An 18205-nucleotide genomic window follows, 5' to 3' on the forward strand; every position below is an offset into this window, starting at 1 on the left:
CACGTAAATGACGGCCTGTACTCGTTTTCGGGACGCGCTGCAGGCAGCCGGGATGGGCCGAACCATCAAGCCGGAGGACGAGGCGCCGCAAGGCCACGCCGCATGGCTTTATCCCCTCGCAAAAGCCCGGTAAAACTTGGAAAAACCACACTTAACGCCTATATCTGGGGCACCAACGGGCGTGCGATTCGGGGCCGATTTTGCCGCGTCCTCCTGCGGCAGTCAGACGAAAGTTTTTCATGAGCGACCAGTCCGAGAACCTTCCCGGCGCAGAAGCCGAGTACGGCGCAGATTCCATCAAGGTTTTGAAGGGGTTGGATGCCGTCCGCAAGCGCCCAGGCATGTATATCGGCGACACTGACGACGGCTCGGGCCTGCATCACATGGTCTATGAGGTCGTCGACAACGCCATCGACGAGGCGCTGGCCGGCCACGCCACGCTGGTGACGGTTTCGCTCAATCCCGATGGATCAGTGACCGTGACCGACAACGGTCGCGGCATTCCCACAGATATCCACCCTTCGGAAGGTGTTTCAGCCGCCGAGGTGATCATGACGCAGTTGCATGCGGGCGGTAAGTTCGACCAGAACTCCTACAAGGTTTCGGGCGGCCTGCACGGCGTCGGCGTGTCCGTCGTCAACGCGCTGTCGGTGTGGCTGAAGCTCAGAATCCGCCGCAAGGGCGAAATCCACGAGATGACCTTCAGCCACGGCAATGCCGTTGCACCGCTGAAGGTCGTGGGACAGGCCGGCAACGAGACCGGCACGGAAGTGACTTTCCTACCCTCGTCCGACACCTTCACCATGGTGGATTTCGACTACAACACGCTGGAACACCGCCTGCGCGAGCTGGCTTTCCTGAATTCGGGTGTGCGCATCGTCTTGTCCGACAAGCGCCATGCCGACGTGAAGGTACAGGAACTGCTCTATGACGGCGGCCTGATCGAATTCGTCAGATATCTCGACCGCGCCAAGAAGCCGCTCATCGCTGCACCGATCGCCATCCGTGCCGAGCGCGACGGCATCACGGTCGAAGTGGCGATGTGGTGGAACGACAGCTACCACGAGAACGTGCTGGCCTTTACCAACAACATCCCGCAGCGCGACGGCGGCACGCACCTTGCCGGCTTTCGCGGTGCCCTGACGCGCCAGGTGACCGGCTACGCCGAGACCTCGGGCATTTCCAAGAAGGAAAAGGTCTCGATCACCGCCGACGACACCCGCGAGGGCCTGACTGCTGTGCTCTCGGTCAAGGTTCCCGATCCGAAATTCTCGTCGCAGACCAAGGACAAGCTGGTGTCCTCCGAGGTCCGCCCGGTGGTGGAAAGCCTGGTCAACGAGGCCCTCGGCACCTGGCTCGAGGAACATCCGGCGGAAGCCAAGACGCTGATCGCCAAGGTGGTAGAAGCGGCAGCGGCCCGCGAAGCGGCGCGCAAGGCGCGCGAGCTGACCCGCCGCAAGGGCGTGCTCGACATCACCTCTTTGCCGGGCAAGCTGGCCGACTGCCAGGAACGCGACCCGGCGAAATCTGAAATCTTCATCGTCGAGGGTGACTCGGCAGGTGGTTCCGCCAAGAGCGGGCGCTCGCGCCAGAACCAGGCGATCCTGCCCCTGCGCGGCAAAATCCTGAACGTCGAGCGCGCCCGCTTCGACCGCATGCTGTCGTCGGACATGATCGGCACGCTGATCACCGCGCTCGGCACGTCGATCGGCAAGGACGAGTTCAACGCCGACAAGCTGCGTTACCACAAGATCATCATCATGACCGACGCCGACGTCGACGGCGCCCACATCCGTACGCTTTTGCTGACGTTCTTCTTCCGCCAGATGCCGGAGCTGATCGAGCGCGGGCACCTCTATATTGCCCAGCCGCCGCTCTACAAGGTGATGCGCGGCAAGAGCTCGCAGTACCTCAAGGACGAGAGTGCTTTCGAGGCGTACCTCGTCGACGTTGGTCTCGATGAGGCCTCGCTGACGCTGGCGTCAGGCGAGGTGCGCACCGGCCAGGACCTGCGCGCAGCGATCGCCGACGCGCTTGGCGTGCGGACGCTGATCGATGGCCTGCATACGCGCTATTCGCGGCCGGTGGTCGAACAGGCGGCAATCGCCGGCGCGCTCAACCCCGACATCTTCAACGATCTCGGTCGCGCCAAGGCGATGGCCGAAACCATCGCCCAGCGCCTCGACCTGATCTCTGAGGACATCGAGCGCGGCTGGACCGGGGAAATTGCGACCAGCAATGACGGCTCGGGCGGCTACGTGTTCGAACGCACGCTGCGCAGCGTCAAGGAGAGCATCCACCTCGACATGGCGCTGATCAATTCGGCCGACGCACGCGCGCTCGACCGCTATGCCGGCCGCCTCACCGAGCTTTATGCCCAGCCGCCGGTGCTGCGCCGCAAGGACAATTCCGAGACACTGGCGGGGCCGCTTGCGCTGCTGGGCGCAGTGTTCGCGTCAGGCCGCAAGGGCCTGACCATGCAGCGCTACAAGGGCCTCGGCGAAATGAACGCCGAGCAGCTGTGGGAGACCACGCTGGACCCGAACGTGCGCTCGCTGCTGCAAGTCAAGGTCAATGACGCCACCGACGCCGACGCGCTGTTTGCCCGCCTGATGGGCGACGAGGTCGAACCGCGCCGCGACTTCATCCAGGAAAACGCACTCAGCGTGGCCAATCTGGACGTGTGATCCCCGTGGGATCCAAGCTTGAAACCTCGCCCCCTTCGCTCAGCGGAGGGGGCGATTTTCGTTTCTGGGGACGCATTGCGCTGACGGCCTGTTGATGTAGCTTGGCGGCTGAAATCACTCAGGAATGCCCGCTTTGCCCCTTCGCCGCAGCCTGGCCTTCATCACCGCAATCAGCGCCTGGTCAGCTCTTGGGTTGCAGCTTATGCTGCTGGTCGGACGGATGACGGCCGACGGCGCGTCTGTCGTCGAGGCGGTGTGGCGGTTCTTTGGGTTCTTCACCATCATCATGAATCTGATGGCCGCCGTGGTAGCAAGCGCCATGGCGCTAAGCCCCGGCACCGCACTCGCCGGGCCCCGCTCGCGACTGGTGACGGCGGCTGCGATCGTGTTCGGCGGGCTGGTCTATTCCGTGCTGCTGCGGGCGATCTGGCAGCCGACCGGCTGGCAGGCCGTCGCCGACCATGCGCTGCATGATGCGACGCCGGTGTTGTTCTTCCTGACCTGGCTGGCATGGGATCACGGCGGCCTGAGATGGCGCGATGCGCTGTGGGCGGCGGTGCCGCCGCTGGCCTATTGCGGTTACGCCTTTGCCAGGGGTGCGGCGGACGGCTGGTACGCCTACTGGTTCCTCAACCCGGAAGCACTGAACCTCAAGCAGCTCTCAGCCAGCATCGTGGTGCTGACCGCGGCCTTCCTGATCATCGCCGTCACCCTGATTGCGATCGACCGCCTGCTCGTGCGCCGCGACGTCATCCGCCCGGCAAGTCAGTCAGGCTCGCGCAGCCTGTAGCCGACGCCGGTCTCTGTGGTGATGTAATGCGGCTCGTCGGGGGTCTTTTCGATTTTCTGCCTGAGCTGGCGGACATAGACCCGGAGATACTGCACGTCGGCCGAACCGCCCCAGACATGCTCAAGCAGGAAGCGATGGGTGAGCACCTTGCCGGCGTGTTGCACCAGCACGCGCAGGATGTCGTATTCCTTGGGTGACAGCTTCACTTCGAGGCCACCAAGCCTGACGATACGCTTCACCAGATCGACCGACAGCTCGCCGGTCTGGAACACCGGCTTTTCGCCCTGCTGCTGCAGCCTATGGCGAAGGGCAGTACGGATGCGCGCGGCGAGCTCGTTCATGCCGAAGGGTTTTGTCACATAGTCGTCGGCGCCGAGTTCGAGCGCCTTGACGATACCGGCTTCGTCGGTGCGGCTGGACAGAATGATGACAGGCACCTGAAGCCCCTCCTGCCGCCACACTGCGAGCAAATCGTGACCGCCCATGTCAGGCAGGCCGAGATCGAGCAGAATGAGATCAGGCTTCTCCGCCTTGACCATGACCATCGCCGGCTTGGCCGCCGGAGCCTCGGATATGGCATAACCCTGGGTGGAGAGCCCGACCCGCAGCAACTTGCGGATCGGCGGCTCGTCATCGACGATCAGGATCTTCACCGCAGCGTTGGTCATGCAATTTCGTCCAGGTTTGGTCCGTCCAGGTTTGGCCCACCAAGATTTGGTTCGCCAGGATTTGGCCGCTCGGCCGTCACCGGCATTGTGATGGTAAAGACCGCGCCGGGGCGGTCGGCCCGGTTGGAGGCCACGATGGTGCCGCCCATCGCCTCGACGAAGCCCCGGCAGATCGACAGGCCGAGGCCGGTGCCGGCGCGGACATGATCGCCCTTGCGGACGCGATAGAACGTATCGAAGATCCGTTCCAGATCGGCCTGTGGAATACCGGGGCCCTCATCCATGACCTGGATCGCCACCGACGCACCGTCGGCCCAGCCGCGAATGCGGATCGCCGAGTCTTCGGGCGCATATTTCGCGGCATTGTCGAGCAGGTTGAACAGCACCTGTTCGAACAGCACAGGATCGAGCTTCAGCATCGGCAGGTCGGCCGGCATGTCCAGTTCGGTCTTGTGCCGGGCGGTGATCTTGGCCGCGCGGCGGAGGGCCGAGCCGACGATGTCGCCGACATAATGCAGCGCCGAATTGGGCTCCATCGCGCCCGACTCGATCTTGGTCATGTCGAGCAGATTGGCGATGAAGCGGTTGAGGCGTTCCGATTCGTCGAGCACCGTCGAGACGAGTTCCGCCCTGCCCTCCTCGGGCAGCGAAACGCCGAACTCGCGCAGCGCACCGGCCGCCCCCATGATGCTGGCGAGCGGCGTCTTGAGATCGTGAGAGATCGAGGTCAGCAGCGCCGAACGTAGCCTGTCGGCCTCGACGGCAAGCTTGGCGCGGTCGACATCGGCGACGAGCTGGATGCGCTCGATGGCCACCGCCGCCTGGTCGGCCAGCGCATCGAACAGGCGCTGCTGTTCGGGCGTCAGAAGCGGACCCTGACGGTCGTTGTCGAGACCGACGACACCAACAGCCATGCGACCGGTGCGCAGCGGCAGATAGAGGCGCTTGGCGCCGGGCAAGGTGTCGGCGCCACGGCCGGCGGCGCGGTTGTGCTCCCAGGCCCATTTGGCGGCAGCAATGTCGGCGTCGACGAGCGTGTCGTCGGGCGGATAGCCTGCCTTTACGGCGATGCTGCCATCCTCGGGCAGTAGCAGCACGACACGGACCTTGAGCATCGAGGCGATCTGGAAGGCGGTGGCCCAGAGCACGTCATCGAGCGTGCCGGTGCCGGCGAGCTTCTTGGCGAAGAGATAGAGGTCCTCGGTCAGGCGGGCGCGCTCGCGGGCGGCGGCAGCCTGGCGTTGGACCCGGCCGGTCAGGTTGGAGGCGATGACCGCGACGATCAGGAAAAACAGCAGCGCAACGACGCTTTCGGGGTCGGAAATGTCGAGCGTGTAGAGCGGCGGCAGGAAGAAGAAATTGTAGGCGGCGGCACTGATCAGCGAGGCAAACAGCGCCGGCCACAAGCCAAGCGTGACCGCCGAACTCAGCACTGCCATCAGGAAGACCAGGGCGATGTTGCGGACGTCGAGGAACTGCTGCAGCGCCATGCCGACGACCAACGCGCCGACGACATGCAGCCCCGCCGTGAGATAGGGCCATGGGTCGAAGCGCCGCCGCGGCGTTGCCGTCTTCACGCCTTGCGAAGCGGCTGCCGCATCCTGGTCGGTGCCCGAGGTGACATGGACGCTGATGTTGCCGGCGAGACGGATCAGGTCGTGGGTGACCGAGCCCCCCAAATATTCGCGCCAACGCGACTTGGCCGGCTTGCCGACGACGATGTGGGTAAAGTTGTGGCTACCGGCATGGCGGACGATGTCTTCGGCGACCGACTGGCCGGGGATTGTGATCGCCTCGCCGCCAAGCTGCTCGGCCAGCCGCATGGTGGCGGCCAGCCGGTCCTTGTCGGCGTCGGGCAGGTTGGCCGAGCGCGATGTCTCGACATGAAGTGCCGCCCATGGGCAACGCAGGCGATCGGCCTGGCGGCGGGCGTAACGAACCAGCGAGGCACCACGCGGATGCTCGTCGACGGCGACAAGCACGCGGTCGCCGGCGGCCCACGGCCCTTCGATGGCATGTGCCTGCATGTGGGTGAGCAGTTGCTCGTCGACGCGCTGGGCAGTGCGGCGCAGCGCCAGTTCGCGCAGCGCGGTCAGGTTGCCGGGCGAGAAATAGTTCTCGATGGCGCGGCGCGCCGTTGTCGGCACATAGACCTTGCCCTCATGCAGGCGCTTGATCAGGTCGTCGGGCGTGAGGTCGATGATCTCGACGTCGTCGGCGCGATCGATGATCGAGTCGGGGACCGTCTCGCGCACGGTAACGCGCGTGATCTGGGCGACGATGTCGTTGAGGCTCTCGACATGCTGGATATTGAGCGTGGTGTAGACGTCGATGCCCTGGGTCAACAGCTCCTGGACGTCGAGGTAGCGCTTGGGGTGGCGGCTGCCGGGCGCGTTGCTGTGGGCGAGTTCATCGACCAATGCGAGGGCTGGCCGGCGCGCGATGATGGCGTCGAGATCCATCTCATCAAGCGTACGGCCCTTGTAGTCGACCGCCTTGCGCGGCACGACCTCGAAGCCTTCGACCAGCGCCTGGGTTTCGCGCCGGCCATGGGTCTCGACGACGCCTATGACGACGTCGGTGCCGTCGGCAAGCCGGGCACGGCCCGACATCAGCATCTCGTAAGTCTTGCCGACGCCGGGGGCAGCACCGAGGAAGATCTTCAGACGGCCGCGTCCTTCACGCTCGGCTGTCTCAAGCAGCGCGTCCGGCGAAGGCCTGCCTTCCTTGTCCCTGATATCGTCTGGCATCTGTTCTTTTTACAGTCTGGCGCGCCGTAGTTCCTGTAGAACTCCGGCGCGACCATGTCAGGGCGCAACCGCTGCGTCGAGGGCCAAATTGAGCTTGAGCACGTTCACCACCGGTTCACCCATGAAGCCGAGCTCACGCGCCTCGACATGGCCGTCGACGAGCTCGCGAATGGCGGCCTCATCGACACCGCGGGCCTTGGCGACACGCGCCACTTGGAAATAGGCCGTGTCAGGCGAGATATGCGGGTCGAGGCCGCTGCCCGAAGTGGTGACCAGTTCCATCGGAACCGGCGCGCCGGGATAGGCCTGCTTGAGCGCGTCCGCCTCGGCCTTGATGCGGTCGATCAGCTTGGCACTGGTCGGGCCGAGGTTGGAACCCGAGGAAGAAGCGGCATTATAGCCATCGCCGGCGGCCGACGGACGGCCGTGGAAGTAACGCTCGCCGGAGAAGACCTGGCCGATCAGCTCGGAGCCGATGACCTTGCCGTCCTTCTCGATCAGGCTGCCATTGGCCTGGTGCGGGAACAGGACTTGGGCTACGCCGGTCATGCCCAAGGGATAGGCAAGACCGGTGATGACGGTGAGCGCGACGATCATGACCAGCGCGGGTCTGAGTTGCTTCAACATGACGGATGTCCTTTACACGAGGCCGATGGCGTTGATCGCCATGTCGATGGCCTTGATGCCGATGAAGGGCACGATGATGCCGCCGAGGCCATAGACGAGCAGGTTGCGGCGGAGCAGCGCGCCGGCGCCGATCGGCCGGTATTTGACGCCTTTCAGCGACAGCGGGATCAGCGCCACGATGATCAGCGCATTGAAGATGATCGCCGAAAGGATGGCGCTCTGCGGTGTCGACAAGCCCATGATGTTGAGCGCGCCGAGTTGGGGATAGAAGGCCAGGAACATCGCCGGAATGATGGCGAAATATTTGGCGATATCGTTGGCAATCGAGAAAGTGGTGAGAGCGCCACGGGTCATCAGCAGCTGCTTGCCGATCTCGACGATCTCGATGAGCTTGGTCGGGTCGCTGTCGAGGTCGACCATGTTGCCAGCTTCGCGGGCAGCGACAGTGCCGGTGTTCATGGCGACGCCGACGTCAGCCTGGGCAAGGGCGGGGGCATCGTTGGTGCCGTCACCGCACATGGCGACCAGCTTGCCCTTGGCCTGTTCCTCGCGGATCAGGCTGAGCTTGTTCTCAGGCGTCGCCTGGGCGAGGAAGTCGTCGACGCCGGCTTCGGCAGCGATGGCAGCGGCCGTCATCGGGTTGTCGCCGGTTATCATGACGGTGCGAATGCCCATGCGGCGCAGCTCGGTGAAGCGCTCCTTTATGCCGCCCTTGACGATGTCCTTGAGGTAGATGACGCCGAGCAGGCGGGCATCGCGGACAACGGCCAGCGGGGTGCCGCCAAGCTTGGCGATCTCGTCGGAGATGGCCTGGATGCCACGCACCGCTTCAGCGTCGACACGTGCGCCCGAAGCCGAGGCAGCGCCCGACTTGACGTGATTGAGCACCGAGTCGACGGCGCCCTTGCGGATGGAGGAGCCGTCGAAATCGACGCCGCTCATCCGGCTCTGGGCGGTGAAGGGCACAAAATGGGCATGCAACGAGCCCATATCGCGGGCGCGAATGCCGTAACGTTCCTTGGCGAGCACGACGATGGAGCGGCCCTCCGGCGTCTCGTCGGCGAGCGAGGCAAGCTGGGCCGCGTCTGCAAGTTCCTGCTCGGTGACACCCTTGACCGGACGGAACTCTGTCGCCTGTCGGTTGCCGAGCGTGATGGTGCCGGTCTTGTCGAGCAACAGCGTGTCGACGTCGCCGGCGGCTTCGACCGCACGGCCCGACATAGCGAGCACGTTGAAGCGGACGAGACGGTCCATGCCGGCGATGCCGATGGCCGAGAGCAGCGCGCCGATAGTGGTCGGGATCAGCGTGACGAACAGCGCGACCAGCACGATGACCGGGATGTAGCCACCGGCATAGGTGGCGAAGCTCGGGATGGTGGCGACGGCCAGCACGAAGATCAGCGTCATGCCGGCGAGCAGGATGTTGAGCGCGATCTCGTTGGGCGTCTTCTGGCGCTCGGCGCCTTCGACCAGCGAGATCATGCGGTCGAGGAAGGTCGAGCCGGCAGCCGCGGTGATGCGGACGCGGATCCAGTCCGACAACACTTGGGTGCCGCCCGTCACGGCCGAACGGTCGCCGCCGGACTCGCGAATGACGGGTGCCGATTCACCTGTTATGGCGGCTTCGTTGACCGAGGCGACGCCTTCGATGATTTCACCATCGGAGGGGATGATGTCGCCAGCCTCGACCAAAACGATCTGGCCGACCTTCAGGCTGGTGCCAGCCACCATCTTATAGGCGGTGCGGCTTTCGCCATCCAGCAATTTGGCCTGGGTTTCGGTACGCGCCTTGCGCAGCGAGTCTGCCTGGGCCTTGCCACGGCCTTCGGCGACAGCCTCGGCAAAGTTGGCGAACAGAACGGTGAACCAGAGCCAGAGGATGATCTGGAACGAGAAGCCGAGGCCGCCCGCACCCGTGACCAAATCCTTGACGAACAGCACAGATGTCAGCGCCGTGACGACGGCGACGACGAACATGACAGGGTTCTTGGCCAGGTTGCGCGGGTCGAGCTTCCTGAACGCGTCGCCCATGGCGGGGAGGAGGATGCGAGCGTCGAGCAGGCTCGCAGATTTGTGGGCACTCATGTGAGAGACTCCAGTCCTTTGGTTTTGCGGCGCTGCATCAGAACGTCTGGCCAACGATCATGGCGAGGTGCTCGACGATCGGGCCAACGGCGAGTGCCGGGAAGAAGGTCAGGCCGCCGACGATCAGGATGACGCCGGCAAGCAGGCCGACGAACAGCGGACTGTCGGTCGGGAAGGTGCCAGCCGAGGCGGGAACCGTCTTCTTGGTGACCAGCGAACCGGCGATGGCGAGTGCCGGGATGATGACCAGGAAACGGCCCATCAGCATGGCGAGGCCGATGGTGACGTTGTACCAGGGCGTGTTGCCGGTGAGGCCGCCGAAGGCCGAACCGTTGTTGGCCGCGCCCGATGTGTAGGCGTAGAGGATCTCGGAGAAGCCGTGCGGACCGGGTGTGCCGACCGAAGCCACGGCGCTGGGGATCAGCACCGCAATCGCCGTGAAGCCGAGCATGGCGAGTGGCAGGCACAGGATGGCGAGCACGGCCATCTTGATCTCCTTGGCCTCGATCTTCTTGCCGAGATATTCGGGTGTGCGCCCGACCATCAGGCCGGCAACGAAGATAGCGATGACGACGAACATCAGGATGCCGTAGAAGCCGGCGCCGACGCCGCCGACGATGACTTCGCCGAGTTCCATGTTGATCAGCGGGATCATGCCGCCGAGGGCTGTGAACGAGCCATGCATAGCGTTGACCGCACCGCAGGAGGCGGCGGTGGTGACGACGGCGAAGAGCGACGACAAGACGATGCCGAAGCGCACTTCCTTGCCTTCCATGTTGCCGCCATCGATGCCGAGCGCGTGCACCAGCGGGTTGCCGGCAGCCTCGGCCCAGTAGGTGATGGCGACGCCGGCGACAAACAGCATGCCCATGGTGGCGAAGATCGCCCAGCCCTGGCGCTGGTTGCCGACCATGCGGCCGAAGACGTTGGTGAGCGCAGCACCGAGCGCGAAGATCGAGACCATCTGGATAAAGTTGGAGATGGCGTCAGGGTTTTCGAACGGGTGCGCCGAGTTGGCGTTGAAAAAGCCGCCACCATTCGTCCCGAGCATCTTGATTGCGAGCTGCGAGGCAACCGGGCCGACGGCGATTGTCTGCTGCGCGCCCTCGACCGTGGTGGCCGCGACGTAAGAACCGATCGTCTGCGGAACGCCGAGCCAGACATAGGCGAGCGTCAGCACGATACACATCGGCAGCAGCACGTAGAGCGTCGAGCGGGTCAGATCGACCCAGAAATTGCCGATCGACTTGCCCGAGGCGCGGGCGAAGCCGCGGATCAGCGCCATGCCGACGGCGATACCGGTGGCGGCGGAAACGAAATTCTGCACCGTCAGGCCGGCCATCTGCACCAGGTACGACATGGTGCTTTCGCCGCCATAGTTCTGCCAGTTGGTGTTGGTCACGAAGCTGACGGCAGTGTTGAAGGAGAGCTCCGGCGGTACGGCAGCCATTGCCGCCGGGTTGAAGGGCAGCGAGCCCTGGAAGCGCTGCATGACATAGAGGAGCAGGAAGCCGGCGATGTTGAACGACAGCATGGCGGCTGCATAGCCGGTCCAGTGCTGGTCCTCGCGCTCGCTGGTGCCGGCAAGCCTGTAGAGCACGCGCTCGACCGGGCCAAGCACGGGCGACAGCAAGGTGCGCTCGCCTGTGAAAACGCGGGTCATGTAGCCGCCGAGCGGCTTCACGAGCAGAATGATGACCGCGCAGAATGCGGCGATCTGTATCCAGCCATTGATGGTCATTTGAGAAACTTTCCGTGCGGGCGCTGAGCGGTCAGAACCGTTCGGGGCGAATGAGCGCGTAGGTCAGATAGACGAGCAGAAACACTGTCACTGCGCCGCCGAGGATGTATTCGAGCAACATTTGGCGTTCCTTCAGAGGATGTCGCAGGCTTTGACGTAGGCGAAGCACATGGCGAAGAAGACGACGCCTATGGCGAGAACGAAGATGTCCATCTTCGAAGACTCCTGTTCCGTTGAAACCTTGCGCCGAGGGCGCAAGGACCATGGCCACGCGCCAAACGACGGCGTCAGGGATGCTGACGACGTTGGCCGGGTCTGGATTTCGGAACGGAATATGGCTCCGAACCACATTAAGGTTCGAGAGAGCAGGGCGGACAAAGAAATAGGAATTCCATAAAGAAAACGGCCCCAAGGCGGGTGCCTTGAGGCCGTCTATAATCAAATCTGTAGCTGCCGGTTCAACAGCAGCGGCAGTTGCTCGAGCCGGAGATCAGGCCAGACCTTCGGCGCGCAGCGCCTTCTGTACGGCCGGGCGTGCCGCCACGGTGCCGAGATAGCGCTGGATGTTGGCGAACGAAGACAGGTCGATGCCGACATGCTTTGCCCAGCCGAGGATCGTCCAGAGATAGGCGTCAGCCGCAGTGAAGGTTTCGCCCATCAGGTAGGCGCGGCCGTCGAGCTTGCCATCGACATAGGCGAGACGCCTGGCGAGCAGCTCACGGTTGATCTCCTTGGTGGCCTCGGGCGTGTTGGGCTTGAAGAAGGCGCCGAAGACCTTGTGCAGTTCGGTGGCGACGAAGGCCAGCCACTGCTGGACACGGTAGCGCGCCATGTCGCCAGCCTTGGGCATCAGGCCGCTCTCGGGCTTCTGGTCGGCGAGATACTGCACCAGCACGGAGGATTCGGTCATCAGCTGGCCATCGCCCAGCACCAGAGCCGGCACATAGCCGTTGGGGTTAGTGGCGAGGAAGTCCTGCTGGGTTTCGGTGGTCTTGGTCTTGCCGTCGACCTTGACGAGCTCGAGGTCGATGCCGATCTCGTTGGCGACGATGTGCGGTGCCAGCGAGCAGGCGCCGGGCATGTAGAAAAGCTTCATTTCGTAAAGAACTCCGGATGGTGGGTGGCCCTCCCCTCGCATGTGCGGCCGGAGGGTCCAAGCATCCATCCGGTGAACACTCTGTTGCCGCCGGCGTGGAACAAGTGCCGGCGAAGTCGCCGGGGTTCAGACCGTGACGGTCTTCAGGCGCTCGGCAATCAGCTGGGCGAGACGCTCGGCGACGTCTTCCTTGGGCAGATCGGGCCATTCGTCGACGCCTGATCTGCTGACGATCTTCACCCTGTTGCGGTCGCCGCCCATGACGCCGCCTTCATGGCTGACGTCGTTGGCAACGATGAAGTCGGCACCCTTCTTGGCAAGCTTGGCCTGGGCATTCTTGAGCACGTCCTGCGTTTCAGCGGCGAAGCCGACAACCAAATAGGGCCGTTTGGCGTGATGGCCTATGCCGGCGAGAATGTCGGGATTCTCGACCATCTGCAGGGCCGGCGGGCCCTCGCCCGCTACCTTCTTGATCTTCTCGTCGGCAGAGGCGGCAGTGCGCCAGTCGGCGACGGCGGCGACGAAGATCGCGGCATCGGCCGGCAGCAACTGCTCGACGGCGTCGCGCATCTCGCGCGCGCTCTCGACATGGATGGTCTTCACCCCGGCGGGATCGGGGATGGTGACCGGGCCGGAGACGAGGCGGACATCGGCGCCCAGTTTCGCCAGAGCCGCAGCGAGCGAATGGCCCTGCTTGCCCGACGAGCGATTGGCGATGTAGCGCACTGGATCAATGGGCTCGTGCGTCGGGCCGGAGGTTAATATGATCTTGCGGCCCGACAGCGGCTTCGGGCTGACGTCGAGCAGTGCTTCGATGGCGGAAACGATCTGCAGCGGCTCAGCCATGCGGCCCTCGCCGGCCTCGTTGCTCTCAGCCATTTCGCCCTTCATCGGGCCGATGAAATGGATGCCGTCCTTTTCAAGCGTAGCACGGTTGCGGCGGGTTGCCGGATGCGACCACATTTTCGGGTTCATCGCCGGTGCAAGCAAGACCTTCTTGTCAGTGGCGAGCAGCACGGTGGAGGCCAGGTCATTGGCATGGCCATTGGCGAGTTTGGCCATCAGGTCGGCCGTGGCGGGTGCTACGACCAGAAGGTCCGCCTCGCGCGACAGCCTGATGTGGCCAATGTCGTGCTCGTCCTGGCGGTCGAAGAGATCGGAGAAGACGTGATCCGCTGTCAGTGCGCCGACCGACAGAGGGGTGACGAACTCCTGCGCAGCGGATGTCATCACGGTACGGACCGAAGCGCCGCGCTCGCGCAGGCGCCGGATCAGGTCGAGCGACTTGTAGGCTGCGATGCCGCCGCCGATGATGAGCAGGATGCGCTTGCCGGAAAGGATCATGCCAGGTCCGCCGTATTCTCAGGCCGGCTTCAGCGCCGGCTCGATGTCGGTATGGATGAAATCGTCGCCCTTGAAAAGCAGCGGGACATTACGGGTTTTCGCAAGCGCATAGGCGAAGCAGTCGCCCATATTCAGTTGAGCTGGATGCCCAGAGCCATGTCCATAGTGGGCATAGGCGCTCCTGGCGGCTGCAAGATGTTGTGCGTCGAAGGCAATCAATTCCAGCTCAAGCTTCGACAGAAGCGCCTCAAGGCGAACGGACCCCGTAACCATCCGGCTCTTTGCCACAACACAAAAGGCCTCGTGAACTGTCGCCGTGCTGATGACTACGCTTGGGGCCGCGTGGCAAAGTGATGCAAACGGCCTGCTTTCAGGTTCCGCCCTCAGAATTGCGATCAGTACCGATGTATCGACCGCCAGACTGATCATAAGAGCCCTTCATCCCACATCTCGTCGCTGAGCTTCTTGAGATCAAACGGCTCGGAGGGCTTCACTCCCAGCGCGAGGATTTCCTCTATCGTCGCCTTTTTCTCAGGTTTTCGAACGCTGCTTGCAAGGCGCTCACGCACTTCCTGCTCCATCGAAACACCGCGTGCGGCAGCGCGCCCGCGTAGCTCCCGCTTTGTGGCTTCTTCGAGATTGCGAATGGTCAGAGTGCCCATCGTCGTGCCTCGCAAAACTCCTGCCGATCACTTCTTGTCTTCTTCGGACCCGTCATCCACTTTCACGCCCCGGCGATTGAAGCCTTTGCTGGTTGGCAGCCCGAGGGAGGCGGCGAGCACGTCTCGCGCCTCCTGCTCCATCGATACGCCACGCGCCGCGCCGCGTTCTCGCAGCCGTTGCATGACCCAGTCATCCAGGTTCCGGACGGTGATCCTAGCCATGTGCCCAATATAGTGGCAATGGCCTTCGACAGCAATGACAGCATTGCTAGCAATGCTGTCATGTCACCTCAGAGCAGCTTCCAGGCGATGCAGATGAGCGTCGCCGCGATAACCCACAGCGCGACACGGCCGGAGCGGGTGTAGCGGGCCTCGGCCTTGCCGATCGCCTTGGCGGTCTCGGCATCGAAACGCAGGCCGTTTTCGGCCATGAGGTCGATCTGGCGTGACAGGCGTTCGGTGCGGGCAGCAAAATCGGGCGCCTGGCGGACGAGTGACATCAGCGCGCTGACGCCGTCGCGGGCATCGACCAAAAGGCCACGGGGGCCAAGATTGCCTGCGATCCAGTTGCCGACCACCGGTTCTGCGGTCTTCCACATGTTGAAGGCCGGATCGAGCGTGCGGGCGACGCCCTCGACCACGACCATCGTCTTTTGCAGCAGCACCAGTTCGGGCCGCGTTTCCATGTCGAACAGCTCGGTGACCTCGAACAGCAGGGTCAAAAGCTTGGCCATCGAGATGGTTTCCGCCGGCTGGCCGTGGATCGGCTCGCCAATGGCGCGGATCGCCTGGGCAAAGGCTGCGACATTGTGGTGGCGCGGTACATAGCCGGCCTCGAAATGCACTTCGGCGACGCGCATGTAGTTGCGGGTGATGAAGCCGTAGAGAATCTCGGCGAGGAAGCGCTGCTCCTTCTTGCCGAGACGGCCGGAGATACCGAGATCGACGGCGACAATGTCGCCTTTTGCGTCGACAAACATGTTGCCGGGATGCATGTCGGCGTGGAAGAAGCCGTCGCGCAGCGTGTGGCGCAGGAACGACTGGACGAGCGTCGCGGCGATCGCCTTGAGATCGAAGCCGGCAGCGCGGAGCCCTTCGATGTCGTTGAGCTTGACGCCGTCGATCCACTCCATGGTGAGCACGTCGCGGCCTGTGCGTTCCCAGTCGACGGCCGGCACGCGGAAGCCGGGATCGTCCCTGGTGTTTTCGCCAAGCTCGGAATAGGCGGCCGCTTCGAGGCGGAAATCCATCTCGATCTTGGTGGTCTGGGCCATCGTCTCGGTGATTTCGACCGGACGCAGGCGACGGCTCGACGGGACGAAGCGCTCCTGCAGCCGGGCTGCCAGGAAATAGCTTTCGAGATCCTGGAAGAAGCGGCGGCGGACGCCGGGGCGAATGACCTTGACGGCAACCTTGCGCGGACCTTCCGGCGTCGCGACCTCCGCCGGATGGACCTGAGCGATGGAGGCGGCGGCGATCGGCGCATCGATACGGATGTAGAGATCGGAAACCTTGCGGCCGAGCGAACCCTCGATGGCCTCGACGGCCTCCGACATCGGGAAGGTCGCCATGCTATCCTGAAGCAGCGCTAGGTCGAGTGCGATGTCGTCGCCGACGACGTCAGGTCGTGTCGCCAGGAACTGGCCGAGCTTGACGTAGGACGGGCCAAGGCGGGCGACCGCATTGGCAAGGCGATCGCTGCGCACGCTCTTGCGGGCGCGGCGGCGGGTGAACAGCTTGGCCACCTGCCAGCCGAACTTGGGCAGGCCGGTTAGCTGGTCGCCCGGCAAAGCCGCGACCACGCCCTCGCGCACCAGCACCCAGCCCGCGCGCGCGAGCCGGAAAGACGCCCCGAGACTGCTCATCGCGCGCCGTCCGTCAAAGCTTCCAGCCCGAATGAAGTGCTGCGATGCCGCCGGTGTAGTTGCGGAAGGAAACGCGATCGAAGCCGGCGCGCGTGATCATCGCGGCGAAGTTCTGCTGGTTGGGGAACTTGCGGATCGATTCGACGAGATAGGCGTAAGGCTCGCCATCGCCTGTTACAGCCTGGCCGATGCGCGGAATGGCGTTGAACGACCAGGCTTCGTAGACCTTGTCGAGCAAAGGCATCTCGACCTCCGAGAATTCGAGGACCAGCAGGCGTCCGCCCGGCTTGAGCACGCGGTAGGCTTCCGACAGCGCCACGTCGATGCGCGGCACGTTACGGATGCCGAAGGCAATGGTGTAGGCGTCGAAAGTCTCATCGGCGAAAGGCAGCTCTTCGGCGTTGGCTTCGACAAAATCGGTCTTGTCGGCGAGGCCGCGCTTTTCGGCGCGCTCGCGGCCGACGCCAAGCATCGAGCCATTGATGTCGAGCACGGTGGCGTGCGCGTTGCCATGCGAGGCATCGACGATGCGGAAGGCGATGTCGCCGGTGCCGCCGGCCACGTCGAGCACTTTCCAGCCTGGACGCCTGGGCGGGTTGAGCCAGGCAACCATGGCGTCCTTCCAGACGCGGTGCAGGCCGCCCGACATCAGGTCGTTCATCATGTCGTAGCGGTTGGCGACCTTGTGAAAGACCTCGTTGACCAGGCCCTGCTTGTCGCCCGCACCGACATTGCGGAAACCGTAGGAAGTTTCCATGCCGCCGACAGCCGTCGTCCGTTGTTCTGACATTTTGTTGTCCAATCAAATCCGGCGGGACCATAGCCGATCACACCAGCGGGCGCTATTGTTTGAGGCGCGGTTTTAGGCCGCGCCCGCGCCGTCAAGACAAGGAATTACGAATGCCTTTGAAAGCCGAGCTGCACTGCCACATAGAAGGGGCGGCGGCACCAGAACTCGTCGTCCGCCAGGCGCAGAAATACGGCAAGGACGTCTCACCCTTCATCCAGAACGGCTCCTTCGTCTGGAACGACTTCACCTCGTTCCTTGCGGCATACGACTTCGCCGCCGACCTTTTCCGCACCGAAGAGGACTACGCCCGGCTTTCAGAACACTACCTGACCAGCCTCGCCCGTGACGGCGCGATCTATTCGGAAGTGTTCACTTCGCCCGACCATGCCATCAAGGCGGGACTGTCGCCCAAGGCCTACACCGACGCTCTCGGCGAAGGCATGCTGCGGGCCAGGGCCAAGACCGGCATAGAGGGCCGCATGATCGTTACCGGCGTGCGTCATGTCGGTGTCGAATCGATCGAGGCGGCGGCGCGCTTCGCCGCCAGGTGCAACCATCCGCTGGTGACCGGATTCGGCGTCGCCGGCGACGAGCGCATGGGCGAGTTCGAGGATTATGTGCGCGCCTTCGAGATCGCCCGCGAGGCCGGCCTTGGCATCACCATCCATGCCGGCGAACTGCTGGGCTGGGAGAGCGTGGCGCAGGCGCTCGACCACATCAAGCCTTCGCGCATCGGCCATGGCGTACGCGCCATCGAAAACCCGGATCTGGTCAAGCGCATCGCCGACGAGGGCGTGGTGCTCGAGATCTGCCCGGGCTCGAACATCGCGCTGAAGGTATTCGACAGCTTTGCCGACCATCCATTCCCGAAGCTGCGAGACGCCGGCTGCAAGGTGACGCTGAACTCCGACGATCCGCCCTATTTCTGGACCACGCTGAAGCGCGAATACGACATTGCCGCAGAACATTTCGGCATGGACGACAAGGCGCTGCAGGCAACGACGTGGACGGCGATCGAGGCAGCCTTCGTCGACAAGAAGACCAAAGCTGCACTTCTTGCCCGTCTCGACGGCCATAAACGCTGATTTTGGCCGACAAAA

Annotated in this window: 16 protein-coding genes; 3 read left to right on the plus strand and 13 right to left on the minus strand. The window is 63.8% G+C overall.

The genetic code is table 11. The annotated features are described in order from the left end of the window. Positions 1-239 precede the first annotated feature (239 nt). Both gyrB and DY201_RS00525 read left to right on the plus strand, forming a co-directional pair. Positions 240-2687 (plus strand): DNA topoisomerase (ATP-hydrolyzing) subunit B, encoded by a 2448-nt coding sequence (gene gyrB, locus DY201_RS00520; protein ID WP_115729441.1) that lies wholly within the window; start codon positions 240-242, stop codon positions 2685-2687. 133 nt (positions 2688-2820) lie between these two features. After that, complete coding sequence (locus tag DY201_RS00525; RefSeq protein ID WP_115733502.1) at positions 2821-3477, plus strand: Pr6Pr family membrane protein; 657 nt, start codon at positions 2821-2823, stop codon at positions 3475-3477. Here DY201_RS00525 and DY201_RS00530 read toward each other — a convergent pair. From DY201_RS00530 to ubiE, 13 genes are all read right to left on the minus strand, one after another. Then, positions 3453-4145 (minus strand): response regulator transcription factor, encoded by a 693-nt coding sequence (locus DY201_RS00530; protein ID WP_115729443.1) that lies wholly within the window; start codon positions 4143-4145, stop codon positions 3453-3455. The genes DY201_RS00525 and DY201_RS00530 overlap by 25 nt on opposite strands. Continuing rightward, positions 4142-6895: a sensor histidine kinase gene (locus DY201_RS00535; protein ID WP_115729445.1), complete on the minus strand. Its 2754-nt coding sequence runs from the start codon at positions 6893-6895 to the stop codon at positions 4142-4144. The genes DY201_RS00530 and DY201_RS00535 overlap by 4 nt, the downstream gene beginning before the upstream one ends. A 57-nt stretch (positions 6896-6952) precedes the next feature. Continuing rightward, positions 6953-7522, minus strand: coding sequence for a potassium-transporting ATPase subunit KdpC (gene kdpC, locus DY201_RS00540; protein ID WP_115729447.1), 570 nt, complete (start codon positions 7520-7522; stop codon positions 6953-6955). A 12-nt stretch (positions 7523-7534) separates the two neighbouring features. Beyond that, positions 7535-9607 carry a potassium-transporting ATPase subunit KdpB gene (gene kdpB / locus DY201_RS00545; protein ID WP_115729448.1) on the minus strand — a complete coding sequence of 691 codons (2073 nt, stop codon included), beginning with the start codon at positions 9605-9607 and terminating at the stop codon, positions 7535-7537. A 37-nt stretch (positions 9608-9644) separates the two neighbouring features. Further along, positions 9645-11348 carry a potassium-transporting ATPase subunit KdpA gene (gene kdpA / locus DY201_RS00550; protein ID WP_115729450.1) on the minus strand — a complete coding sequence of 568 codons (1704 nt, stop codon included), beginning with the start codon at positions 11346-11348 and terminating at the stop codon, positions 9645-9647. Positions 11349-11379: 31 nt separating this feature from the next. Continuing rightward, positions 11380-11469, minus strand: coding sequence for a K(+)-transporting ATPase subunit F (gene kdpF / locus DY201_RS00555; RefSeq protein WP_115729452.1), 90 nt, complete (start codon positions 11467-11469; stop codon positions 11380-11382). Between the two features lie 369 nt (positions 11470-11838). After that, positions 11839-12444, minus strand: a complete 606-nt coding sequence (gene gstA, locus DY201_RS00560) for a glutathione transferase GstA (protein ID WP_115729453.1) — start codon at positions 12442-12444, stop codon at positions 11839-11841. Between the two features lie 126 nt (positions 12445-12570). Continuing rightward, a complete protein-coding gene (gene coaBC / locus DY201_RS00565; protein WP_115729455.1) occupies positions 12571-13788 on the minus strand; it encodes a bifunctional phosphopantothenoylcysteine decarboxylase/phosphopantothenate--cysteine ligase CoaBC in 1218 nt (405 codons plus the stop codon). 18 nt (positions 13789-13806) lie between these two features. After that, complete coding sequence (locus tag DY201_RS00570) at positions 13807-14217, minus strand: type II toxin-antitoxin system VapC family toxin (protein ID WP_115729457.1); 411 nt, start codon at positions 14215-14217, stop codon at positions 13807-13809. Then, positions 14214-14450, minus strand: a complete 237-nt coding sequence (locus DY201_RS00575) for a FitA-like ribbon-helix-helix domain-containing protein (protein WP_115729459.1) — start codon at positions 14448-14450, stop codon at positions 14214-14216. The genes DY201_RS00570 and DY201_RS00575 overlap by 4 nt, the downstream gene beginning before the upstream one ends. Before the next feature lie 27 nt (positions 14451-14477). Continuing rightward, positions 14478-14672 carry a FitA-like ribbon-helix-helix domain-containing protein gene (locus DY201_RS00580; protein WP_115729460.1) on the minus strand — a complete coding sequence of 65 codons (195 nt, stop codon included), beginning with the start codon at positions 14670-14672 and terminating at the stop codon, positions 14478-14480. A 68-nt stretch (positions 14673-14740) separates the two neighbouring features. After that, a complete protein-coding gene (gene ubiB, locus DY201_RS00585) occupies positions 14741-16315 on the minus strand; it encodes a 2-polyprenylphenol 6-hydroxylase (RefSeq protein WP_115729462.1) in 1575 nt (524 codons plus the stop codon). A 13-nt stretch (positions 16316-16328) separates the two neighbouring features. Continuing rightward, positions 16329-17105: a bifunctional demethylmenaquinone methyltransferase/2-methoxy-6-polyprenyl-1,4-benzoquinol methylase UbiE gene (ubiE, locus tag DY201_RS00590; protein ID WP_115733503.1), complete on the minus strand. Its 777-nt coding sequence runs from the start codon at positions 17103-17105 to the stop codon at positions 16329-16331. A 110-nt stretch (positions 17106-17215) separates the two neighbouring features. Between ubiE and DY201_RS00595 the strand changes: the two genes are divergently transcribed. Beyond that, on the plus strand, positions 17216-18190 hold the full coding sequence (locus DY201_RS00595; RefSeq protein ID WP_115729464.1) for an adenosine deaminase: 975 nt from the start codon (positions 17216-17218) through the stop codon (positions 18188-18190). The last annotated feature ends 15 nt before the right edge of the window (positions 18191-18205 follow it).

The sequence above is a fragment of the Aminobacter aminovorans genome (genome assembly GCF_900445235.1).
GTDB classification, from domain to species: Bacteria; Pseudomonadota; Alphaproteobacteria; order Rhizobiales; family Rhizobiaceae; genus Aminobacter; species Aminobacter aminovorans.